This window comes from Variovorax sp. MSC1_012 (genome assembly GCF_023667525.1).
Lineage (GTDB): Bacteria > Pseudomonadota > Gammaproteobacteria > Burkholderiales > Burkholderiaceae_C > Variovorax > Variovorax beijingensis_B.
In genome coordinates this window covers 3580512-3603208 of the sequence record NZ_CM174443.1, presented here as the reverse complement: position 1 = coordinate 3603208, position 22697 = coordinate 3580512, and the positions used below count along the sequence as shown (strand labels likewise).

Here is a 22697-nt window from a genome sequence, read left to right as displayed (position 1 = left end):
CTCTTGAAAGCGGGCGGGCCTACCCCAAAATGTGCGCCGGAGGCTGTGCCGCCTCCATTCTTCGCCTTGTTCCTTGTTCATTCATTCCCTTGCGAGGAGATTGTCTTGACGATGAAGATCGCGCAGATCGCGCCCCTGTACGAAGCCGTTCCGCCGCGGCTCTATGGCGGCACCGAACGGGTCGTTGCCCACCTGGCCAATGCGCTGGTGGACCAGGGCCATGAGGTCACGCTGTTCGCCTCCGCGGACACGCAGACCCGGGCCCGCCTGGCGCCCATGCGGGCCCAAGCCTTGCGGCTGGACCCGGCGCCGTTGAAGTCCGACCTGGCCAGCCACCTTTGCATGCTCCACGAGGTGCGACGACGAGCGCACGAGTTCGACGTGCTGCATTTCCACGTCGACCTGCTGCACTTCCCCTTCTTCGAGGACATGGCCGGCCGCACGCTCACCACGCTGCATGGGCGCCTGGACATTGCGGACCTGCCCGGCGCGTACATGCGCTGGAACCAGTTTCCGCTGGTCTCCATCTCGCGGCACCAGCGCAGGCCGCTGCCCTTCGCCAACTGGTTCGCGACCATTCCGCACGGACTCGAAGAGACGCCCTACGCCTTTGAGCCGAACCCCGGCGGCTACCTGGCCTTCCTCGGCCGCATCTCGCCCGAGAAGCGGCCCGACCGCGCCATCGAGATTGCCAGGCGCGCGGGGCTGCCGCTGAAGATCGCGGCCAAGGTCGACGCGGCGGACGCGACCTACTTCGCGCAGAAGATCCGGCCGCTGCTGGACGATCCGCTGGTCGAATTCATCGGAGAAATCGGTGACGCCGACAAGGCCGCGTTCCTCGGCGGTGCGCGCGCGCTGCTGTTCCCGATCGACTGGCCGGAGCCCTTCGGCCTGGTGATGATCGAGGCCATGGCCTGCGGCACGCCGGTGATCGGGTGGCGCTGCGGCTCGGTGCCCGAGGTGATCGAAGACGGCGTGAGCGGGCTCATCGTGGAGGACGAGGCGCAGGCCGTCGAAGCGGTGCACGCCATCGGCGGGCTCGACCGCCGCCGCGTGCGGCAGGCCTTCGAGCGGCGCTATTCGGCACCGGCCATGGCCAGCGCCTATGTCGAGCAGTACGCGCGGCTGGCCGGCGGCGGCGGGCTCCTGCCACAGGAGCCGCAAGAGCCGCACGAGCCCCTCTACCGCGAGGCCGCCTGAGCATGAACATGAGCGCCGAAGTGCCTGCCACCGAGCAGGCCGAGCCCGCGCCCGAGCGCGCGGTGCAGCATGCCTTCGTGCTCAAGGAGGGCGACACCTACTTCGTCATGGACGGCCATGGCGACGTGGGCGGCGGCGTGGACGGGCTCTTTCACGACGACACGCGCATGCTGTCGACCTTCGTTCTCAGGCTGGACGGCGCGCGGCCGCCGCTTTTGTCCAGCGGCGTGAGCCACGACAACGTCTTCTTCATCGCCAACCTCACCAACCGGCCGCTGCCGGTGCTCGGATCGACGTCCATGCCGCAGGGCGTGATCCACATGGAGCGCAAGCGTTTTCTCTGGGGCGCGCGGCTGTTCGAGCGCATCCGGCTGGTCAACTACGGCGACCAGCCGGCGCAGGCGCCGCTCGCGCTGCAGTTCGGCGCCGACTTCCGCGACATGTTCGAGGTGCGCGGCCAGCGGCGCGCGCGGCGCGGCGACATCGGCGCGCCCGAGGTCTCCGCGCAGGGCGTGGTGCTGCGCTACCAGGGGCTGGACACGGTCACGCGGCTGGCCTGCATCGATTTTTCCGAGGCGCCGCAGCATCTCGACGCGGGCACCGCGGAATTCACGGTGCCGCTGGCCGCGCGCGGCCACTGGACGCTCTACCTGGAAGTGGGCACGGCACCCGCGCGGCCCAATGCCCAGCGCTTCCGCGAGGCCTGCGTGCTCGCGCGCTGGCGCATGCGCCAGCGCCAGCGGCGCGGCTCGCGGCTGCACGCTTCGGGGCGCCTGTTCCAGGCCTGGCTCGACCGCTCGCGCGCCGACCTCGCGCTGCTCACCACCGACCTGCCCACCGGCCCCTATCCCTATGCGGGGATCCCGTGGTTCTCGACGCCATTCGGGCGCGACGCCATCGTCACGGCCTTCCAGATGCTGTGGATCGACCCGCGGCTGGCGCAGGGCGTGCTCGAATTCCTGGCGGCGCGGCAGGCGCACCAGACCTCGAGCTTTCGCGATGCGGAGCCCGGAAAGATCATGCACGAGACCCGCAAGGGCGAGATGGCCGCCGTCGACGAGTTGCCGTTCGGCCAGTACTACGGCGGCGTCGACACCACGCCGCTGTTCGTGGCACTGGCCGGCGCCTATGCACGGCGCACCGGCGACCGCGCCACCATCGACCGCATCTGGCCCGCGCTCGGCGCGGCCTGTGAATGGATGGAGCGGAACATGGCGCGCCATCCGGACGGCCTGCTCGCCTACCAGCGCGGCGAGACCAGCGGCCTGGTCAATCAGGGCTGGAAGGACAGCCACGATTCCATCTTCCACGCCGACGGCCGCACGCCCGAGGGGCCGATCGCGCTGGTCGAGGTCCAGGGCTATGCCTATGCGGCCTTTCTCGCGATGTCGGCCATGGCCGAGTGGCGCGGCGATGCGGGCGCGAGCCGCTGGCGCCAGCGCGCGGCGGCCATGCGCCTTTCGGTCGAGAGCCGGTTCTGGCTCGACGACCTGGGCTTCTATGCGCTGGCCATCGACGGCGCCAACGAGCCTTGCCGCGTGCGCGCTTCCAATGCGGGCCACCTGCTGTTCGCCGGCCTGCCAAGCGCCGAGCGGGCCCAGGCCGTGGGCCGCCAGCTGCTGTCGTCCGCCTTCGCATCGGGCTGGGGGGTCCGCACCCTGCCGGCCGAGGCGGTGCGGTTCAATCCGATGTCCTATCACAACGGATCGGTGTGGCCGCACGACGCCGCCCTGTGCGCGGCCGGCCTCGCGCGCTACGGCGAGCGCGACGGCGTGGTGCGCATCCTGGACAACCTGTTCGAGTCGGCCTCGCACTTCGGCATGCGGCTGCCGGAACTGTTCTGCGGCTTCGACCGCGAGCCGGGCCAGTCGCCCGTGGCCTATCCGGTTGCTTGCCTGCCGCAGGCCTGGGCCGCGGGGTCAGTGTTCATGCTGCTGCAGGCCTGCCTCGGCCTGCAGGTGGACGGCATCCGGCGCGAGGTGAAGATCGTGCAGCCGCGGCTGCCGGCCGACATCGACCAGCTGCATGTGCAGCGGCTGCAGGTAGGCCAGGCGCGGGTGGACCTGCATTTCCAGCGGCTCGAGGAGCGCATCGTGGTGGTCGCGCAAGCAGCGCCCGGCACGCCCGGCGTCCAGGTCAACCTGCAGCTCTAGCGCGGCGGCCCGCGGCGGGCTGGCATGACATTTCTGAGCGCATGGGCGCGCCGGGTGTGACACTGAATGTCATCCGGGGCGCGGCTTCCTGCACTGTCGCGTCCCGCGCCGGCGATTCGGTGAATGGAAAAGGATGCATCCGCGGATTGGGCATGCATGTTGCGGTAACGAGGTTTAACAAAACTCGATCCCGACATGCATCAGTCACAAAGCGAAAACAACAGCCATCCCCTGGACCGTCGCGCGTTCTGCGTGAGCGCCATGAGCCTCGCCGCGCTCGGCACCACCGCGTGCGGAGGAGGAGGTGGTGGTGGTGGCGGCGGTGTGGCGGGCGGCTTCGGCGTGCTGGGCAGTGCGCCGCAGGCGGACGCATCGGCCCCGGCGGCCGCCCCGCCAGCCGCGCCTGATGCGCCCGTTGCGCCCGACGAGGCCCCTCCCGCGCCGCAGGCGCGCAAGTTCGTGCACCCCGGCCTGCTGCACACCGAGGCCGACTTCGAGCGCATGCGCCAGAAGGTTGCGGCCAATGCGCAGCCCTGGGTCGCCGGCTGGAACGCGCTCACGTCCAACGGCCGTTCGCAGCTCGGCGCCAGGCCGCGGCCGCTGGCCACGGTGATACGCGGCGGCGACGGATCGAACTTCGGGCAGATGTTCATCGACATCGCGCGCGCCTACCAGCTCGCGCTGCGCTGGAAGGTGTCCGAGGACACGCGCTATGCCGACCTCGCGGTCGTGTTCCTCAACGAGTGGTCGTCCACGCTGACCTCGATCCAGGGCAATGCCGACCGCTTCCTGGCGGCGGGCATCTATGGCCAGCAGTTCGCCAACGCGGCCGAGATCATGCGGTCCTATCCGGGATGGGCGGCCAGCGATTTCGCGCGCTTCCAGAACATGATGCTCACAGTGTTCTACCCGCTCAACCACGACTTCCTCACCAGGCACAACGGTGCGGTGATCACCAACTACTGGGCCAACTGGGACCAGTGCGCGATGGGCTCGATCCTGGCCATCGGCGTCCTGTGCGACCGCCCGGACCTCTACGACGAGGCGATCAGCTACTACAAGACGGGCCAGGGCAACGGCGCCGGCCTGCAGGCGGTCTACCACGTGCATCCCGGCTATCTCGGCCAGTGGCAGGAGAGCGGCCGCGACCAAGGGCACTGCACGCTGGGCATCGGCCTGGCGGGCGCGTTCTGCGAGATGGCCTGGAACCAGGGCGACGACATCTACGGCTACGAGAACAACCGCTTCCTGGCCGGCGCCGAGTACGTGGCCAAGTCCAACCTGCGCGACGGCGCCGGCAACTTCTACACCGTGCCCTTTCTCACCAGCGCCAACCGCCAGGGAACGAAGACCGTGCTGTCGGACGGCCTCGGCCACCGGCGCGGCATCTGGGAAAGCGTCCACAACCACTATGCCAACCGCCTGGGCATTGCCACGCCCTACACCGCGCTGCAGGCCGAGCAGCTGCGGCCCGAGACGGACGGCAACAACGGCGACCAGCTCGGCTTCGGAACACTCACCTACACGCGAGACCCCATCGCAACGCCGGTGCGGCCGAGCGGGCTCACCGCGCGGGTGCATGGATCGCAGGTCGAGCTGTCGTGGTGGGGCTGCACCGGCGCGCTGAGCTATTCGGTCAAGCGCGCGACCATGGCGGGCGGCCCGTATGCCACGGTGGCCACGGGCATCAGCGATACGCTGACCTTCACCGACAGCACCGTCGCGCCCGGCGTGGTGTACCACTACGCGGTGGTGGCGCTGACCGCGGCCGGGGAAGGCAACCCCTCCGACGAGGCCCGCGCCGCCATCAAGTCCGAGCTGCTGCTGCAGCGCGACTTCAGCGAGACGCAGGCGGCCGCCGACTACGCCGAACTTCCCGCGGGCGTGGTCAAGAACGTGGCCGACTTCACCATCGCCTGCCGGGTGTTCCTGGACGAGATCTCGACCTGGTCGCGAGTCTTCGACTTCGGCTCCGGCGAGCGCCGCTACATGATGCTCACGCCGCGCAGCGACACCGGCAAGGTGCGCTACGCCATCTCGCCGGTCCACGGCTACAACATGCAGATGATCGAAGGCGCGTCGCCTCTGCCGACCGGCCGCTGGGTGCATGTGGCGGTGACCCTGTCCGGCACGCTCGGAACGCTGTACATCGACGGCGTGGCGGCCGGCAGCAATGCGCAGATGAGCTTCGCGCCCTGCGAGCTCGGCGAGACGACGCGGAACCTGCTCGGGCGTTCGCAGTATCCGAACGATCCGCCGCTGCGCGGCCGCCTCGGCGATTTCCGCATCTACCAGGGCGCGCTGGGCGCCGCGGAGGTTGCGGCGCTGGTGTAGGGCCGAACGCTGGACCGCTAGACCGCGCCGTGCGCCTCCACGTAGAGCGCATAGAGCGAATGGCTGCTCGCCATGTAGAGGCGGTTGCGCTTGGGCCCGCCGAACTCCAGGTTGGCGCAGCGTTCCGGAAGGCGGATGAAGCCGATCGGCTTGCCGTCGCGGTTGAAGACCTTCACGCCGTCCATCTCTTCGGATTTTCCGAGCGGCAGGTGGGCCTTCAGGCCGCCGCCGACGTCGGTGGGCTCGGGCGCGAATGCGCCGCTGAAGCCCCATCCGCACCAGAGATTGCCGTCGCGGTCGACGCGGAATCCATCGAGCGCGCCGGGGCCGTCCGCGTCGATGAGCTTGGTCTTGTTCGACACGCTGGCGCCATCGGCTGCAACGTCGTAGCTCCAGATGCTGCGGTTGGGCGTGCCCTTCCACTCGACCACGTAGAGTTTTTTCTCGTCCGGCGAGAACGCGAGCCCGTTCGGGTTCACCAGATCGGTGATGACGGCGCTGAGCTTGCCGTCCTTCGCGATGCGGTAGACGTTGGTGGTGGCCTGCTCCGGCGTGGCCTTCGATCCTTCCCACTCGCCATTGATGCCGAAGGTCGGGTCGGTGAACCACACGCTGTCGTCGGATTTCACGACTACGTCGTTGGGCGCGTTGAGCTTCTTGCCCTCGTAGCTGTCGGCCAGCACGGTCATGCGGCCGTTCTTCTCGGTGCGCACCACGCGGCGCGTGACCGAATGCTCGCAGGTGACGAGGCGGCCCTGCCGATCGCGCGTGTTGCCGTTGGCGTAGTTGGCGTTCTGCTTGTGCACCGTGAACTTGCCGGTCTTCTCGTCGTACTTCATGAGCCGGTTGTTCGGGATGTCGCTGCACAGCAGATAGCCGCCCTCCGGAAAGTACACCGGCCCCTCGGCCCAGCGCATGCCGGTGCCCAGCTGCTCGACGGTGCTGCTGTAGATGCGGTACTTGGCAAAGCTCGGATCCAGGATCAGCACCGAGGGGTCCGGGTAGCGCTGGTTGGGCTTGAAGTCGAAGGACTGCGCGCCGGCCAGCCCGGCGAAGGCGGCCAGACCCGAGCCCGCGGCATTCTTCAGGAAGCGCCGGCGCGGCTTGAGGGTTGCGTTCTGCATCTGTGAATCTCCTTGTGTCGTTGCGGAAATCGGCGCACGCGATCTTACGTATTCGACCGCGGCATCCGCGCCCCGCCGTGCCAAGTGCGACATGGCTGACTTGCGTTCCGCGAGACCGCCGACATGGCCCGGCCGGCGCCTGCCTAAGCTCGGATCTGCAGGGGGCTTTCCATCCGGCTTCGCTGCAGAAAGACATGCGATGACTCAAGTTCATGAAGTGATGACGCGCGGCGTGCGCACGGTGGCGCCGGGCGACACCATCGTGCAGGCCGCCAAGGCCCTGGAAGAACTCGAAGTGGGCGTGCTGCCGGTCTGCGACGGCAACCGGCTGGTCGGCGTGGTGACCGACCGGGACATCGCCGTGCGCGGCGTGGCCCGCGAGATCGACCTGAGCGCATCGCCGGTCAAGCAGATCATGATCGCCGACGCGTACTGGTGCTATGCCGACGACACGGTCGACGAGGCGCTCAGCCAGATGAGCGCGGTGCAGATCCGCAGGCTTCCGGTGGTCGACCGCGACAAGCGCCTGGTGGGCATCCTGTCGCTCGGCGACGTGGCGGCCAAGGGCGAGGCCGGTGCGGCGGCCGATCCGCTCGAAACGATCTCCGAGCCTGCGCGGCCGAGGCACTTGTAGCAATGGCCGGCAGGCCGTGCGTCGGGGGCTGTGTCGTTCAGGCGCTCTGAGCGCGGGCCTGGCTTGGCGCGCGCCGGCGGATCTCGCTGTGGAGCGCGCGCTGTCCCGCGGCCAGCGCGGCTTCATAGGTGTCCGCCGGATCGAAGGCGTCGCGAAGCACCTTGGGGTTCGCTCCGTTCGCATCCGTTTCGAGCAGGCGCCAGACAAATGAACCGAGGGCTGGCTCCTCGATGATGAGTTCGATGGGCTGTGTCATCCGTCCAACTTGCATGAACCCGCGCCAAATGTATGTAGGCCGAATTCGAATGCCGTCAGGCCGGCTTGCCGCCCGTGCCCTCTGCTCTCAGCCGCAAGGCATTGGTGATGACCGACGCCGAGCTCAGGCTCATCGCCAGCGCCGCGATCATCGGCGACAGCAGCCAGCCCGTGAACGGAAACAGCACGCCGGCGGCCAGCGGCACACCGAGCGCGTTGTAGACGAACGCGAAGCCCAGGTTCTGCTTCATGTTGGCGATGGTCTTCTCGGAGACGATGCGCGCCTGCGCAATGCCGCGCAGGTCGCCCTTGACCAGCGTGACCTGGGCGCTGTTCATCGCCACGTCGGTGCCGGTGCCCATGGCCACGCCGACGTCGGCCTTGGCGAGCGCGGGCGCATCGTTGATGCCGTCGCCGGCCATCGCGACGATGCGGCCTTCGCGCTGCAGCTTCTCGACCAGCGCCAGCTTGTCGGCCGGCTTGACTTCGCCGTGCACCTCGTCGATGCCCAGCCTGGCGGCCACGGCGCGCGCGGTGGTCAGGCCATCGCCCGTGGCCATGATCACGCGCATGCCCGACGCCTTGAGCGCCGCGAGCGCTTCCGCGGTGGTGGCCTTGACCGGATCGGACACGGCCAGCAGGCCGGCGGGCTGCCCGTCGACCGCCAGGAACATCACGCTGGCCCCTTCGGCGCGCAGCGCCTCGGCCTGCGGCCTGAGCGCATCGACCGGCACGCCCAGCTGATCCATGAGCGCGGTGTTGCCGAGCGCGAGCCGGCGGCCGCCGGCGCTGCCGCTCACGCCGATGCCGCTGGCGGACTCGAACTCGTCGGCCGCGGCCAGCGCAAGCCCGCGCTCGCGCGCCGCACGCACGATGGCATGCGCGAGCGGATGCTCGCTGCCCTGGTCGAGACTCGCCGCGAGGCGCAGCACCTCGTCCTCGCTGAAGCCGGGCAGCGCCACCGCGCGTTCGAAGCCGGGCTTGCCTTCGGTCAGCGTGCCGGTCTTGTCGACGATGAGCGCGTCGACCTTGCGGAAATTTTCGATGGCGGCCGCATCGCGGAACAGCACGCCCTGGGTGGCCGCCTTGCCCGTAGCCACCATGATCGACATCGGCGTGGCCAGGCCGAGCGCGCAGGGGCAGGCGATGATGAGCACCGCCACCGCATTGATGAGCCCGTGGGTCCAGCTCGGCGCCGGCCCGAAGAAGCCCCACGCGAAGAAGGTCAGCAGCGCGATGGCGATGACGGCCATCACGAAGTAGCCGGCCACGTGGTCGGCCATGCGCTGCATCGGCGCCCGGGAGCGCTGGGCCTGCGCCACCATCTGCACGATGCTCGCGAGCACAGTCTGCGAGCCGACCTTTTCCGACTGCATCACCAGGGCGCCGCTCGTGTTGAGCGTGGCGCCGATGAGCTTGTCGCCGGGCCGCTTGGTCACGGGCAGCGGCTCGCCGGTGAGCATGGATTCGTCGACCGCGCTTGCGCCCTCGACCACCACGCCGTCCGCCGGCACCTTCTCGCCGGGCCGCACGCGCAGCTTGTCGCCCACGTGCACATGCGCGATCGGCACGTCTTCTTCAGTGCCATCGGTGCCGATGCGCCGCGCCGTCTTGGGCGCGAGGCCCAGCAGCGACTTGATGGCCGCCGAGGTCTGCGAGCGCGCCTTGAGCTCGAGGATCTGGCCGAGCAGCGTGAGCGAGATGATCACCGCGGCCGCCTCGAAGTACACCGCCACGCGGCCCATCGACATGAACGAATCGGGAAACACGCGCGGCGCCACCGTAGCCACCACGCTGTAGGCGAATGCGGCCGCGGTGCCCAGGCCGATGAGCGTCCACATGTTGGGGCTGCGGTTGGCGGCCGATTGCACGGCGCGCCTGAAGAAGGGCCATCCCGCCCAGAGCACGATCGGCACCGAAAGAACCAGCTCGATCCAGCTCTGCGTGGCCATCTCGAACCACTGCAGCCGGTGTCCCGCCATTGCGAGCACGGTGACCGCGAGGGTGAGCGGCAGCGTCCAGATGAAGCGCCGCTTGAATTCGCGCAGCTCGGGGTCTTCGCCCTCCTCGAGCGTCGGCATCAGGGGCTCCAGCGTCATGCCGCACTTGGGGCAGTTGCCTGGATGGTCCTGCCGGACCTCCGGATGCATCGGGCAGGTGTAGATGGTGCCGGCGGGCTGGGTCGGCGCCTCGGCCGTGGGCGCATGCCGGTGCGGTGCGTGGTGGGAGTGCGTGTCGCGGGAGTGCGTGTGGTTCATGGCAGTCAGCTTCGGGTCAGGCAGGCCGCCGGAGAATGGCCGCGCCGCAGGTCATCGACTGAATCTCGAACTCTTGCATGAGGTCTCCTTCATTGAAGCGGGCTTCAGTTTCAGGGTTGACATCGTGGCAAGGTCAAGAGGCGTGCGGCAGGCCCCTCTCACAACTTCTTGCCGGAATTCCTGCCCATGCCTCCCGTCTTTCGCCATCTCCTGGCCGTTGCGCTGCTCGCGACCTCAACCCTCCATGCCCAGACGCTCGACTACGAGCACCAGGACAGCTGGAAGGCAGTGCACGACAGCGCCCAGTCGCCGATCGACATTCCCACGCAGGAGGCCCGGGCCGGCGATTCGCTTGAGCCGCAGGACATCCGCCTGAACCACGCCCGCGCAAGGCTCGAAGTTGTCGACAACGGGCACGCGGTGGAGGTCGAGGCGAAGGGGCCCGAGGCCATGATCCGCGGACGGCATTTCAAGCTGATGCAGTTTCACTTCCATGCCGAAAGCGAACACACGCTGAACGGAAAGCATTTCCCGCTGGAGGGGCACTTCGTGTTCCGTGCCACAGATGGCCGCCTGGCAGTGGTCGGCGTCATGTACCGCGAGGGGGCGGCCAACCCGCTGGCGGCCAAGGTACTGGGCGCGCTCGGCAAGGACGGCCGCGGCGAGCTGCCGGCGACCGACATCTCTGTGCTCCTGCCCAGGGACAAGGCCTACTTCCACTACCTGGGTTCGTTGACCACGCCGCCGCTGACGGAGAACGTCGAGTGGTACGTGCTGCAGGCGCCCGTGCCGCTGGCGCCCGCCCAGATTGCGCAGTTCCGTGCGCGCTATGCCCACAACAACCGCAGCCTGCAGGCCCTCAACGGGCGCCCGCTCATCCGTTTTCCGGCGGTGTCCCTGACGGCGGCGGAGAGTCGCCCCGCATCCGCGGCCCGCTGAACCCAGGGCGGTTTTTCTTCAGACGGTGGAGACGTCCGCGTCCGCAGGCGCGCCGCTTCGCGAGCCCGGCGGCGCCGTGACGATCGATGTGAGCGCAGGCTCGGCCGCGCGCAGCGATGCGATGTCGGGCCGCGGGCGGCGCAGTTGCGCATCGGCCGCGAAGGCCTGTTCCATGGCACGCGCCGCGCCCAGCACCTGGTGGTCGGCCCTGAAGGCGCCCACGATCTGCAGCCCGAACGGCATGCCCGCATGGTCGAGCCCGCAGGGCAGCGACAGCGCCGGATGCGTCGTCAGCGTGACCACGTAGGTCAGCGCGAGCCAGCGGTAGTAGTTCGCCTGCTTCTCGCCGTTGATGGTGTCCGCATAGAGCTGCGTCCACGGAAAGGGCGACACGGGCGTGGTGGGCGAGAGGATCAGGTCGTAGTCGGCGAAGGCGGCCTGGAAGCGCTTGATGAGCCGCGTCTGCTCGGCCTGGGCCCAGGCGCTGTCGAGCAGGCTCATCTGCGCGCCCATCTCGTAGTTGGCGCGGGAGTTGGGTCCCAGGCTGGCCGGGTCGCGCTGGTAGGCGGCATGCATGCCGGCCACGAAGGCCTCGGCGCGCAGCACGTCGAAGCAGCGGTGCGCTTCGCCGAGGTCGAGCTCGATCTTGTCGCAGCGCTTGAACAGGTGCCGCATCGCGCCGATCTTTCCGCGCATGGTGGCGCGGATGCCGTCGTCCACCGCGCAGGTGCCGAAGTCTTCGGTCCACGCCACGCGCAGGTTGCTCAGGTCGATGCCGGCCGGCTTCAGGAAGCTGAGCGGATCGAGCGGATAGCTCAGCGGATCGCCCGCGTGCATGCCGGCGGAGGCCGCCATCTGCAGGCAGGCGTCTTCCACCGTGCGGCCCATCGGGCCCACGACCGAGATCGGCGTCCAGCCCAGCAGCTTGCGCACGCTCGGCACGATGCCCGGCGAGGGCCGAAAGCCCACCACGCCGCACTTGGCGGCCGGAATGCGCAGCGAACCACCGGTGTCGGAGCCGGTGCACACGGGCAGCATGTCGCAGGCCAGCGCGGCGGCCGAGCCGCCGGAAGAACCGCCGGCATTGAGGTTCGGGTTGAAGGGGTTGCCGGTGGCGCCCCACACCTCGTTGCGCGAGTTGGCGCCGGCGCCCATTTCGGGAACGTTGGTCTTGCCCGCCACGATGGCGCCGGCCCTGCGAAGGCGCGCCACCAGTTCGATGTCTTCCTGCGGCACGTGGTCGCGGAAGATCGCGGAGCCCCAGGTGGTGAGCAGGCCTTCAGTGGGCTCCAGGTCTTTCACGCCGAGCGGCAGGCCGTGCAGCAGGCCCAGCGCGTCGCCGCGCATCACGGCGCTTTCCGCCGCGCGGGCCTCGGCCCGTGCGCGCTCGAAGCAGGTGGCCGTCACGGCGTTGATGAAGGGGTTCACGCGCTCGATGCGCGCGATGCAGGCTTCGAGCAGCTCGACCGGCGAGACCGCCTTGCTGCCGATGAGCCGGCGCAGTTCGACGGCGGAGTGTTCGATCAATTCGGTGTGGCTGCTCATGTCGCTTCGGGGGGCGTCCATCAATCTGCGGTGATGTTTGCGCGGGCGGCGATGGCGCGCATCAGCGGCAATTCCTTGGCGATCAGTTCGCTCACGGCGGCCGAATTGCTGTAGCCCGGCTCGAGGCCCTGGGCACTGAGCTTAGCCCGCGTGTCGGGATCGGCGATGGTCGCGGCCAGGGCTTTTTCGAGCTTGGCCTTCACCTCGGGCGGCAGGCCCTTCGGCGCGGCCAGGACCAGCCAGGTGTCGGTGCTGACTTCGGGGTAGCCGCTCTCGGCCATGGTGGGCACGTCGGGCAGCAGCGTCGAACGCTTGGCCGTGGTCACGGCAATGGCCTTGATCTTGCCGCTCTTGAGCTGGGGAATGGCCGCGCTCACGGTGTCGACGCTGAACGGAACCTGCCCGCCCATCAGGTCCGTCATGGCCGGGGCGCTGCCCTTGTAGGGCACGTGCGTCATCTTGAGGCCGGCGGCATGCAGGATGGTTTCTCCCGCGAACTGCGAGGTGGTGCCGGTGCCGTAGGACGCGTACGAATACTTTCCGGGCGAGGCCTTCACGTAGTCGACGAACTGCTTGACGGTCTGCACCGGCACCTCGCTGTTCGCAAGCAGGATGAGGCCCACGCGTCCGGCCAGGCCGATCGGCTCGAAGCCCTTGACCGGGTCGTAGGGAAGGTTGGGGCGGATGGCGGGGTTCACGGTGAAGGTGGTGCCCGAACTGATCAGCAGCGTGTAGCCATCGGGCGCCGCCTTGGAGACATAGCTCGCGCCGATCACGGTGCCGGCGCCGCCGCGGTTCTCGATGACCACGGGCTGGCCGAGTTCCTTGCCCAGGCGCTGGGCGATCACGCGGCCGTTCACGTCGGTGGCGCCGCCGGGCGGAAACGGAATCACGAGCGTGACCGGGCGCGACGGAAACCCGGTGTCGGCGGCCAGGGCCGCAAAGGGCGCGAGGCCAAGGCAGGACAGCAGCACCATGCGGGCCAGTGCGGGGAGGCGTTTCATGAAGGACTCCTGGAGGAACAGAGCGGGGATGCAGGTTCATCCTAGGAGGCGCAGCGCGCTGCCACAAGCGCAATGTTTAGAATTGTGGATTGCCGATTCGGCAATCGATCGCCGCGCGTCGCCCCACTGCCGCAAGGAAGAAACATGTCGCTTCACACGCTGCAGGAGACCGCGGTCCGCTACTTCCTGGAGGTGGTCAGGACCGGTTCGGTGAAGGAGGCCGCGCTCAAGCTCAACGTGGCGCCTTCCGCCGTGAGCCGGCAGGTGGCGCGCCTGGAGCGCGAGCTCGACACGCTGCTGTTCGACCGGCACGCGCGCGGCATGGTGCCCAATGCGGCCGGCGAGCTGCTGGCCGCGCATGCCAAGCGGGTGCAGCAGGACATCGAGCGCGTGGCCGGCGAGATCCAGGGCCTGCGCGGCCTGCGCAGCGGGCGCGTGCGCGTGGCGAGCACCGAGGGTTTCGCGTTCGACTTTCTTCCCACGCTGATCTCGCGCTTTCGCGCCAGGCACGAAGGCATCCGCTTTCACCTCGAGGTCTGCCCGCCCCACGAGATTCCCGGGCGCATCCGCGACGGCGAAGCGGACGTGGGCATCACGCTGAGTTCGGTGCCAGAGCCCGGCATCCGGATCGAGCTGCGCCACCCGAGCCCGATCCTCGCCGTGATGGCGAGCGACCATCCGCTGGCGGGGCAACGGCAGCTCTCGCTGCGCCAGGTGGCGGCCTATCCGCTGGGCCTGCCGCCGCGGGACAGCTCGATCCGGCAGCTGCTCGACATCAGCTGCAGCAGGCAGGGGCTGCAGTACGTGCAGGCCATGTCGAGCAACCATGCGAATGCGCTGGTGAGCTTTGCGGCCGCGGGTGGCGGCACCATCGCCTTCTATGGCGAGCTGTCGATCCGTACGCAGCTGAAGTCGAAGGCCCTGGTGGCCATCCCGTTGAAGGACCGCGAAATGAACGAGCGCCACCTCGAAGTCGAGACGCTCGCGGGCCGCTCGTTGCCCGATGCAGGCAAGGCATTCGTGCGGTTTTTGACGGATGCCATCAAGGCCTCGGCCTGAAGGCGGCCGCGCGTGCGCTACACTCCGCGCCGCTTGCAGACGGCCTCAGCCGCTGCGCCGTCATTGGCAACATGACGAGAACAAACCAAAGGAAATTTTTCAAGTGAACCGTATCGAACTGGTCGAAAAGATCGCCACCGCCCACAACGTCAGCAAGGCCGAAGCCGCCCGCATCCTGGAAACCGTCACGGGCTCCATCGTCGCCGCAGTGAAGAAGGGCGACCCCGTGCAGCTCATCGGCTTCGGCACCTTCAAGCAAGTGGCGCGCGCCGCGCGCACTGGCTTCAACCCGCAAGCCGGCGCCAAGATCAAGATCGCCGCGCAGAAGGTGCCCAAGTTCGTGCCGGGCGCAGCCTTCAAGGCCGCCATCGACCCCAAGGCTGCAAAGCGCAAGGCCGACAAGGCCGCCGCAGCCAAGCCCGCCGCCAAGAAGGCAGCACCGGCCAAGAAGGCAGCACCCGCCAAGAAGGCTGCCAAGAAGTAAGCAAGTGGATCGCAGCCGCAAGGCTGCCTCCACGCAGAACGGCCTTCGGGCCGTTTTCTTTTTCCCGGGCGGAATTTCAGCTCAGGCCGGCGTGCCCAGCCGCGCAAGGATCAGGTCATGCAGCGTCTGCGCCGCCACCGACAGGCTTCCCTCCCGGCGCTGCACCAGGTAGATGGTGCGCGTGAGGCCGGGCAGCGGCAGCGGCCGCGTCACCAGCGTCTCGCGCTGGAAATGAAAGAGCGTGAGTTCCGGCACCACGCTGATGCCGATGCCGGCCTCGACCAGCCCCATCACCGTGGCCAGGTGCTCGACCTCGAACACCGCGTTGAGCCGCAGCGGGTGCAGCGCAGCGTCGAGCGACTGGCGCACGCTGCTGTTGCGCGCCATCTGGATGAAGGGCCATGGCGCGAGCTGCCGTGCAGTCAGCCTGGCGGCGCCGGCGAGCGGATGGTCCTTGCGGCAGACCAGGTGAAAGCGGTCGCCGCAGAGCTTGCGTCCGCGCAGGTCGCTGGCCGCCGCGGCGCCGGCACCCGTTGCCGCGAGCGCGAAATCCGCCTGGTGGCTGCGCAACTGGGCAATGCAGGCGTCCGACAGCGCATCGTGCAGTTCGACCGTGATGCCGGGCCATACCTGCATGAACTCCGCCAGGATCGCCGGCAGCCGGCCTGCCGCCAGGGAGGGCAGGGCCGCCACGCTCACGCGGCCCTTGCGCCGCTGGGCATGGTCGGCCAAGTCGCCGATGGCGCCCTGCATGTCGTCCAGCAGCCGCCGCGCCGAGGGTTCGAACAGCCGGCCCTCGGGCGTGAGCTGCACGCTGCGCGTGTCGCGGTCGAACAGCCGGGCGCCGAGCGTTTCCTCGAGCGTGCGGATCAGTGCGCTGAACGCGGGCTGCGACAAATGGCAGGTCTGCGCCGCGCGTGTGAAGTTGCGCTGCTCGGCCAAGGCCGTGAACGCGCGCAGTTGGCGGCTGGAAAGCTCGGGCGCTGGCATCGGTCTGGATCTGGGTGAATGGGGCCGGGAATCGGGGCTTGTGGATGGTATTCCTGTGCCCTGTACGCAACGTGCCTTGGCGATTCCGGCCGGCGGGCGCCAGAAACGGCGTTTTTGTAAAAAATTTGTGACTTAAGGCCCAATTCGGCATCATGATCCGGGCCATGAGGTCCGGCGAAGTTTCTTCCGCTTGGCGACGCGTGCTCTGGACGCATGTTGCCGTTCTTTTTCTTGCTTTCGCTGCAACGAACAGCAAGGCTCAGCAGCCGGCGTCTGCGCAGGGGCTGCGGATCGTGGGCGGGCTGGCGAGCGTGAGCCAGTACACGCTGCATGAAGAGCGCTTCTGGAGCCAGGACCTGCGCCGCCTGAGTGGCGGGAAGTACGGCGCGAGCATCGTTCCGTTCAACCAGGCCGGCGTTCCGGGGCAGGAAATGCTCAATCTCATGCGGCTGGGCGTCATTCCGTTCGGCACCGCGTTGCTCAGTCAGGTCAGCAACGAATACCCCGAACTCGGCACGCCCGACATCGCCGGACTGAACCCCGACATGCCCACGATGCGGCGGGTGGTCGCAGCCTTTCGGCCCTACCTCGAGAAGACGCTGCGCGAACGCCATGGCGTCGAGCTTCTTGCGGTGTATGTCTACCCCGCCCAGGTGATCTTCTGCAAGCGGGCCGTGACGCGGCTTTCGGACCTGGCGGGACGGCGCGTCCGCGTCTCGGGCAGCAGCCAGGCCGACTTCATCCGCGCGCTCAACGGCGTGCCCGTCTTCACCGAATTTGCGGAGCTCATGGCCAACATGAATTCGGAGAACACCGAATGCGCCATCACCGGCGCGATGTCCGGCAACACGCTGGGCCTGCACAAGGTGACGAATTCGCTCTACACCATGCCCATCAGCTGGGGCCTGGCTGTCTTCGGCGCCAACACGGATGCCTGGAATGCACTCCCCGCGGACCTGAAGGCCTTGCTGAAGACCGAGCTGCCGAAACTCGAGGCCGCGGTCTGGAACGAATCGGAGCGCGACACCGGCAACGGCATTGCATGCAACACGGGCGCTGCAAGCTGCATGAAGGGCACCAAGGGCGCGATGGTCGAGGCGCGCCCTTCCGCGGATGACGAACGGCGCAGGCGCGAGATTTTTGCCACCAGCGTACTGACCCGCTGGGTGCAGCGGTGCGGGGCCGTGTGCGCTGAGGTCTGGGACCAGACCATCGGTCCCATCTCCGGCATCAAGGCTCCTGTCGGGCAGTGACCAAGCCGTTGCCCAGCCGTATCACCGGCTTCGTCTATGGCGTTGCGGCGCTGTTTCTCGCGGCCGTGCTCGCGATCGCCGGCTTGATGGCATGGCAGATGTACCAGAAGGAGATGGCCGACAGCGAGGCCCAGGCCGTGCGCTTCATCGGCACCTCGGAGGCTGCTCTCAACCGCAGCCTGCTCGGGGCGAATACGCTGCTGGCGGGCCTCGGGCAGTTCCTGCGCAGATCCAGCGAAGCCAGCATCGCAGGCGACATCGCGCAAGCCGAGACCGCGCAACTGATCGAAACCAGCGTTCGCCAGAGCCTGCTGGCGCGGTACGTCGCCTTCCTGACCCCCGAGGGCCAGGTGATCGGGTCTTCCGACCGGCGGGGAGCCAAGCTGGCGGTACAGCTGCCCGACGGATTCCTGAAGGAAGTTCTGGCCCATCCAGGATCCGTGATGTCGATCAGCACGCCGTCGATCAGCCCTGTGACTTCCCAGCAGGTGCTGTATCTCGCGCGCGTCCTCACGCTCGCGGACGGCGGCAAGCTGGTCGCGGTGGCCGAAGTGCAGGTCTCGATGCTCACCACGATCCTTGCGCAAGGGGCCAACATCAGGGGGCTCGAGGTCACGCTGGAGCGCGAGGGCGGGCTGCTGCTGGCCAGCATGCCGCCGCGCGACGATCTTGCGGGGCGCACCATCAGCCCCGCGTTGACGGACCAGGCGGACGGGCGTCCCCGGCACATGCATTCCCGGCTCAGTGGCGCTCCGGCCATCGTCGTTGCCCGGCCCACGCTGCACCGGAGCCTGCTGATCGTCGCGAGCATTCCGCTCGAGTCCGCCCTCGCGGATTGGCGCAGGGACCGCAATGTCATTGCGGCCGCGGCCCTGGCCTTCGCGCTGATGATCCTGGCCGTCACTTACTTCGCCCTCGCGCAGCTGCGGCGGCAGTGGCACGCGCGCGCGGAGCTGCTGCGCTCCAAGGCCACGCTGGACCAGGCGCTCGAATCCATGGTGGACGGCTTCGTGCTGCTCGATCCCAATGACCGCGTCGTCACCTGGAACCGCCGCTTCGTCGATTTCTTTCCCTGGACGCAGCCGCTGCTCGCGCCGCTGGTGCCGTTCCAGCAGATCGTGGAGCAGAACGCGCGCCACCTGCTGACGCAGAACGAACAGGAGCTCACGCTGCTGAACGGCCAGGTGATCGTCGCGGTGAACAGCCCCACGCCGGACGGCGGCCTGGTCTGCGTCTACCGCGACGTGACCGAGAAGAAGCGCCACGTTGCCGACATCCTCGAAGGCAAGGCGCAGCTGCAGGCCACGCTGGATGCTTTGCCCGACGTGCTGATGGACGCCGGCATCGACGGCCGCTGCTACAGCTTCCATTCGCCGCGCCGCCCCAGGCCCGCGTTCAAGGTGCGCGAGCCGGTGGGCAAGCTGATGTCGGACCTGCTGCCGGCGAATGCCGCGGCCGAGGTGATGGTGGCGCTGCGCGATGCCTTCGAAACCGGCTTTTCCACCGGCCGGCAGTTCGAGATCCGGACGGCCCGTGGCGTCACGTGGTTCGAGATTTCGGTCTCCCGCAAGGTCATCGGCGAAGGCGCCGCCGCGCGTTTCATCGTCATCCTGCGCGACATCACCGAGAGCAAGCTGGCCGCCCGCGAGATCGAGCACCTGGCCTTCTACGACATCCTCACGGGCCTGCCCAACCGCCGGCTGCTGCTGCACCGCCTGCAGGCCACCATCGATTCGAACGTGCGCCGCTCGCGCCACGGTGCACTGCTGTTCCTGGACCTGGACGCTTTCAAGACGCTCAACGATGCACTCGGCAACGCCACGGGCGACGAGCTGCTCAAGCAGGTGGCCCTGCGGCTGCAGGACAGCCTGAAGGAGGGCGGCACGGTCGCGCGGCTCGGAGGCGACGAATTCGTGGTGCTGCTGGACAACCTCAGCGACGACGCCGGCGTTGCCGCGATGCAGGCCAATGCCGCCGGCGAGGCCATCCTCGCGGCGCTGAACGGGACTTTCCAGCTCGCGGACCACCAGTACCACAGCACCGGCAGCATCGGCGCCGTGGTGTTCAGCGCCACGCAGCAGTCGCTGGAGGATCTGCTGAAGCAGGCGGACATCGCCATGTACTACGCCAAGTCCGCGGGCGGCAACGCGCTGCGCTTCTTCGAGGCCTCGATGCAGACCGCCATCACGGCCCGCGCAACTCTGGAGAGCGAGCTCCACGCGGCGCTGGCGGGCGAGCAGTTCGTGCTGCACTACCAGTCCCAGGTGGCCTCGGAAGGCCGCATCGTGGCGGCCGAGGTGTTGATCCGCTGGCAGCATCCGGTGCGGGGCATGGTGCAGCCCGGTGGCTTCATCGAGCTGGCGGAGGAAACCGGGCTGATCGTGCCGATCGGCATGTGGGTGCTGGAGACGGCCTGCATCCAGCTCGAGCGCTGGAGCCACGATGCGAGGCGCCGGCACCTGCGGCTGGCGGTCAACGTCAGCGCGCGCCAGTTCCGCACCGACGATTTCGTGGACCGCGTGCGCGACGTGCTCCGGCGCACCGGTGCCGACCCGACGCGGCTGGAGCTCGAGCTCACGGAAAGCCTGCTGCAGGACAAGGTGAGCGAAACGATCAGCAAGATGCAGGCGCTCGCGACGCTGGGCGTGCGCTTCTCCATGGACGACTTCGGCACCGGCTTCTCGTCGCTCTCCTACATGACCCAGCTGCCGCTGAACCAGATCAAGGTCGACAAGTTCTTCGTGCAGAACATCGGCATCGATCCGAAGGTCGAGCTGATCATCCAAGCCATCATCGGCATGGCCCGCAACCTCGATCTCGAGATCGTGGCGGAAGGTGTCGAAACGCAGCAGCAGTACGAATTCCTCCAGGCGCACGGCGCCATGCTGTGCCAGGGCTACCTGTTCAGCAGGCCGGTGCCGCTCGAACAGTTCGACGCCCAGCTGGATGTCGAGATGGCGAACTGAACCCGCGCCGCGCTCACCAGGCCACTGCGATGCGCCTTCCACTCCCCGCCGTCCCCCGCCTGAGCCTGCGCGCCCGCCTGTCCGCCGGCGTGCTGGCAATCGTCTTCCTGACGGCGATGGGAGTCACCGCCGCTGCGCTCCATTTCCTCAAGCGCAGCATGGAGGCGGCCATTGCGAGCGAGGAATTCGAACGAATATCGGCCATTGCCGGCGCCGTGGACCAGAAGTTCCTGAGCCGGCGCACCCTGCTCAAGACCTTCGGCGACGGTGTCGAGAGCCGCAACCTGGCCGGCCCCGAGGGACTGCAGGAACTGGTCATGCAGCACCAGTCGCTGAGGGAGGCGTTCGACAACGTGGCCTTCACCGGCATGGACGGCGAACTGGTGGCCAACCTCAACGGCACGCAGCCGATCGGCAAGGTCAACATCAAGGACCGCGAGTACTTCCAGCGCACGGTCGCCGCCCGCGCGGGCGTCATCTCCAAGCCCTTCCGCAACCGCGTGAGCGGTCTGGCGCAGATCGCCCTGACCGAGCCCGTGCTCGATCGCGGCGGCAACGTCGCGTATGTCATTTCCGCCTTCGTCAACCTCAAGGAACAGAACTTCCTGGGCGAGCTTGCCAACGTGAAGTTCGGCAAGAGCGGGTACATGTTCATTACGGACACGGACGGCATCGTGATCGACCATCCCGACAGGTCCCGGCTGCTCCAGCGCGCGGATGCCGGCGGGGCCCGCAACCTGGCCACCGAGCGCGCCATCGCCGGCTTCGAGGGCACGATGGAAGCCGTCGATCCCACGGGCGTCCACGGCCTCTACGCCTTCAAGCGGATCGGCCAGACCAACTGGGTGCTGGGCGCGATGTATCCGCGGGACGAGGCCTTTGCCCGGATCGACCGGATCGAGCGCTACGCCTGGGCCGGCGCGCTGCTGCTGACGCTGCTGGCCGGGGGGCTGGCCTTCATGACCGCGCGGGCGCAGCTCGCGCCGCTGTCGCGCCTGCGCGAGCACATGCAGGTATCGCGCGCCGCCACCGCCTATGCGCCGATGCAGGAGGCGCCGCCGGACGACGAGGTCGGTGATCTCTCCCGAACCTTCGACCTTCTGATGACGGAGCGGCAGGCCGCCAACGAGAAGCTGGCCGCCAGCGAAAGATTCCTGCGCGACGTGACCGACAACCTGCCGGCCGTGGTTGCCTACTTCGACAGCAGCCAGCGCTGCCTTTTCGCGAACAAGGCCGGGCTCGGCATGCGCGGCAGGACCATGGCCGACATCGGGCGCATGACCATGCAGGAGTCGCTGCCCGACCACGTCTACCAGCAGCTCGTGCCGGGCATCACCAAGGTGCTTGCGGGAACGCCGACACGCACCGAAGGCACCTACGAGCGCAACGGCAAGCTGGGCTTCTTCGAATGCCACCTGGCGCCTGACATCCGCGACGACGGCGTATTGGCCGGCTACTACGTGATGACCTTCGACGTGAGCAAGCGCAAGCAGGCCGAGATGCACAGCGCCGAAAGCGAGCGGCGCCTGCGCGGGCTGACCGACAACGTGCCGGCGCTTCTTGCCGAGCTCGATCTCGAGGAGCGCGTGGTCTTCTGCAACGGCAAATACCAGGCCTGGCTCGGCGTCTCGCCGGACGCGATGGCGAACCGCCCCATCCACGAGGCCATCGGCGAGGCGCACTATGAAATCCGCAAGCCGCTGCTGGCGCGGGCATTCGCGGGCGAGGTGGTGTCCTTCGAGCAGACCGCCAGCCTGCTGATCGGCGAGCGGACCTTGCAGACCACCTATCTGCCCCAGCGCAATGCGCAAGGTGCGGTCACCGGGCTGTACATCCTGTCGAACGACGTCACCGAGCTCAAGCAGAAGCAGATGAAGCTGGACGCCCTCGCGCGCGAGGACGCGCTCACCGGCCTGCCCAATCGCCGCTCGTTCGAGGAGCACGCGCGCGACGCCATGGCCAGGTCCCGGCGCGCCGGCCTGCCGGTCTGCCTGCTGTTCCTGGACATCGACTACTTCAAGTCGATCAACGATTCGCTGGGCCATGCGGCGGGCGATGCGGTGCTGCGGGAATTCGGCCGTCGGCTCAAGGAGAGCGTGCGCGAAACCGACATGGCGGCGCGCTACGCGGGCGACGAGTTCGTGATCCTGCTCGAAGGCGCCAGCGGCGCCGCAGAGGCGCAGGTGGTGGCCGGCAAGGTGCTGGCCGCCATGCGGCCGGCTTTCCATCTGCCCGGCCGCACGCTGCAGGCCACCACCAGCATCGGCGTCGCGATCTCGGAGGACGACGAGGATTTCCCGTCCTTGTTCGTGCGCGCCGACACCGCGCTCTATGCAGCCAAGAAAGAGGGAAAGAACCGCTTCATGATGGCGGCGCCCGGGTCCGGCAAGCCCGGCGGCGCGTCGTGGCCGCGCGAAGAGCCTTCCAGCGCCTGAGGCTCGCCGGACCGCGCCTGCGGTGCGCAATCTGGACCTTGTCCTACGCGAAAAGTAACCGTTG

General features: G+C 68.3%; 16 protein-coding genes. 10 read left to right on the top strand and 6 right to left on the bottom strand.

Going from position 1 to position 22697, the window contains the following annotated elements:
• Positions 1–111: 111 nt before the first annotated feature.
• The 3 genes from L1081_RS16960 (at position 112) to L1081_RS16950 (ending at position 5687) form a co-directional block, all read left to right on the top strand.
• Positions 112–1200, top strand: a complete 1089-nt coding sequence (locus L1081_RS16960) for a glycosyltransferase (RefSeq protein WP_489416803.1) — start codon at positions 112–114, stop codon at positions 1198–1200.
• Between the two features lie 2 nt (positions 1201–1202).
• Positions 1203–3353 (top strand): glycogen debranching N-terminal domain-containing protein, encoded by a 2151-nt coding sequence (locus tag L1081_RS16955; protein ID WP_489413221.1) that lies wholly within the window; start codon positions 1203–1205, stop codon positions 3351–3353.
• A 195-nt stretch (positions 3354–3548) separates the two neighbouring features.
• The gene (locus tag L1081_RS16950) at positions 3549–5687 is read left to right on the top strand and encodes a LamG-like jellyroll fold domain-containing protein (protein WP_489413220.1); all 2139 of its coding nucleotides are present in this window, start codon (positions 3549–3551) and stop codon (positions 5685–5687) included.
• A gap of 17 nt (positions 5688–5704) precedes the next feature.
• On the opposite strand, the gene L1081_RS16945 is transcribed toward L1081_RS16950, so the two are convergent.
• Positions 5705–6811 carry an SMP-30/gluconolactonase/LRE family protein gene (locus L1081_RS16945; RefSeq protein WP_489413219.1) on the bottom strand — a complete coding sequence of 369 codons (1107 nt, stop codon included), beginning with the start codon at positions 6809–6811 and terminating at the stop codon, positions 5705–5707.
• Between the two features lie 199 nt (positions 6812–7010).
• Here L1081_RS16945 and L1081_RS16940 point away from each other — a divergent pair, with 199 nt between their 5' ends.
• The gene (locus L1081_RS16940; protein WP_489413218.1) at positions 7011–7445 is read left to right on the top strand and encodes a CBS domain-containing protein; all 435 of its coding nucleotides are present in this window, start codon (positions 7011–7013) and stop codon (positions 7443–7445) included.
• A 37-nt stretch (positions 7446–7482) separates the two neighbouring features.
• Here the strand turns inward: L1081_RS16940 and L1081_RS16935 are convergent, their stop codons facing one another.
• Complete coding sequence (locus L1081_RS16935; protein ID WP_489413217.1) at positions 7483–7701, bottom strand: hypothetical protein; 219 nt, start codon at positions 7699–7701, stop codon at positions 7483–7485.
• Between the two features lie 55 nt (positions 7702–7756).
• Positions 7757–9958, bottom strand: coding sequence for a heavy metal translocating P-type ATPase (locus L1081_RS16930; RefSeq protein ID WP_489413216.1), 2202 nt, complete (start codon positions 9956–9958; stop codon positions 7757–7759).
• 186 nt (positions 9959–10144) lie between these two features.
• Between L1081_RS16930 and L1081_RS16925 the strand changes: the two genes are divergently transcribed.
• Positions 10145–10897: a carbonic anhydrase family protein gene (locus L1081_RS16925; RefSeq protein ID WP_489413215.1), complete on the top strand. Its 753-nt coding sequence runs from the start codon at positions 10145–10147 to the stop codon at positions 10895–10897.
• A gap of 18 nt (positions 10898–10915) precedes the next feature.
• Here the strand turns inward: L1081_RS16925 and L1081_RS16920 are convergent, their stop codons facing one another.
• On the bottom strand, positions 10916–12442 hold the full coding sequence (locus L1081_RS16920; RefSeq protein ID WP_489413214.1) for an amidase family protein: 1527 nt from the start codon (positions 12440–12442) through the stop codon (positions 10916–10918).
• A gap of 20 nt (positions 12443–12462) precedes the next feature.
• Complete coding sequence (locus tag L1081_RS16915; RefSeq protein WP_489413213.1) at positions 12463–13446, bottom strand: tripartite tricarboxylate transporter substrate-binding protein; 984 nt, start codon at positions 13444–13446, stop codon at positions 12463–12465.
• 144 nt (positions 13447–13590) lie between these two features.
• Between L1081_RS16915 and L1081_RS16910 the strand changes: the two genes are divergently transcribed.
• Complete coding sequence (locus L1081_RS16910) at positions 13591–14505, top strand: LysR family transcriptional regulator (protein WP_489413212.1); 915 nt, start codon at positions 13591–13593, stop codon at positions 14503–14505.
• Between the two features lie 103 nt (positions 14506–14608).
• Entirely contained in the window at positions 14609–14989 is a 381-nt protein-coding gene (locus L1081_RS16905; RefSeq protein WP_018903798.1) for an HU family DNA-binding protein, read from the top strand.
• Positions 14990–15070: 81 nt separating this feature from the next.
• Here the strand turns inward: L1081_RS16905 and L1081_RS16900 are convergent, their stop codons facing one another.
• Positions 15071–15979, bottom strand: a complete 909-nt coding sequence (locus L1081_RS16900) for a LysR substrate-binding domain-containing protein (protein WP_489413211.1) — start codon at positions 15977–15979, stop codon at positions 15071–15073.
• Between the two features lie 152 nt (positions 15980–16131).
• Between L1081_RS16900 and L1081_RS16895 the strand changes: the two genes are divergently transcribed.
• Genes L1081_RS16895 through L1081_RS16885 form a run of 3 tightly spaced genes read left to right on the top strand, consistent with a single transcriptional unit; the run spans position 16132 to position 22633 of the window.
• Entirely contained in the window at positions 16132–17232 is a 1101-nt protein-coding gene (locus tag L1081_RS16895) for a TRAP transporter substrate-binding protein DctP (protein ID WP_489413210.1), read from the top strand.
• Positions 17229–20198: an EAL domain-containing protein gene (locus tag L1081_RS16890; protein ID WP_489413209.1), complete on the top strand. Its 2970-nt coding sequence runs from the start codon at positions 17229–17231 to the stop codon at positions 20196–20198. The genes L1081_RS16895 and L1081_RS16890 overlap by 4 nt, the downstream gene beginning before the upstream one ends.
• Before the next feature lie 29 nt (positions 20199–20227).
• Positions 20228–22633 (top strand): diguanylate cyclase domain-containing protein, encoded by a 2406-nt coding sequence (locus L1081_RS16885; protein WP_489413208.1) that lies wholly within the window; start codon positions 20228–20230, stop codon positions 22631–22633.
• Positions 22634–22697 lie beyond the last annotated feature (64 nt).

What these genes read in the sequence shown, in the direction of transcription:
- L1081_RS16960 (WP_489416803.1), top strand. Translation starts at nt 112, where the DNA reads ATGAAGATCGCGCAGATCGCGCCCCTGTACGAAGCCGTTCCGCCGCGG.
- L1081_RS16955 (WP_489413221.1), top strand. Translation starts at nt 1,203, where the DNA reads ATGAACATGAGCGCCGAAGTGCCTGCCACCGAGCAGGCCGAGCCCGCG.
- L1081_RS16950 (WP_489413220.1), top strand. Translation starts at nt 3,549, where the DNA reads ATGCATCAGTCACAAAGCGAAAACAACAGCCATCCCCTGGACCGTCGC.
- L1081_RS16945 (WP_489413219.1), bottom strand. Translation starts at nt 6,811, where the DNA reads ATGCAGAACGCAACCCTCAAGCCGCGCCGGCGCTTCCTGAAGAATGCC.
- L1081_RS16940 (WP_489413218.1), top strand. Translation starts at nt 7,011, where the DNA reads ATGACTCAAGTTCATGAAGTGATGACGCGCGGCGTGCGCACGGTGGCG.
- L1081_RS16935 (WP_489413217.1), bottom strand. Translation starts at nt 7,701, where the DNA reads ATGACACAGCCCATCGAACTCATCATCGAGGAGCCAGCCCTCGGTTCA.
- L1081_RS16930 (WP_489413216.1), bottom strand. Translation starts at nt 9,958, where the DNA reads ATGAACCACACGCACTCCCGCGACACGCACTCCCACCACGCACCGCAC.
- L1081_RS16925 (WP_489413215.1), top strand. Translation starts at nt 10,145, where the DNA reads ATGCCTCCCGTCTTTCGCCATCTCCTGGCCGTTGCGCTGCTCGCGACC.
- L1081_RS16920 (WP_489413214.1), bottom strand. Translation starts at nt 12,442, where the DNA reads ATGAGCAGCCACACCGAATTGATCGAACACTCCGCCGTCGAACTGCGC.
- L1081_RS16915 (WP_489413213.1), bottom strand. Translation starts at nt 13,446, where the DNA reads ATGAAACGCCTCCCCGCACTGGCCCGCATGGTGCTGCTGTCCTGCCTT.
- L1081_RS16910 (WP_489413212.1), top strand. Translation starts at nt 13,591, where the DNA reads ATGTCGCTTCACACGCTGCAGGAGACCGCGGTCCGCTACTTCCTGGAG.
- L1081_RS16900 (WP_489413211.1), bottom strand. Translation starts at nt 15,979, where the DNA reads ATGCCAGCGCCCGAGCTTTCCAGCCGCCAACTGCGCGCGTTCACGGCC.
- L1081_RS16895 (WP_489413210.1), top strand. Translation starts at nt 16,132, where the DNA reads ATGATCCGGGCCATGAGGTCCGGCGAAGTTTCTTCCGCTTGGCGACGC.
- L1081_RS16885 (WP_489413208.1), top strand. Translation starts at nt 20,228, where the DNA reads ATGCGCCTTCCACTCCCCGCCGTCCCCCGCCTGAGCCTGCGCGCCCGC.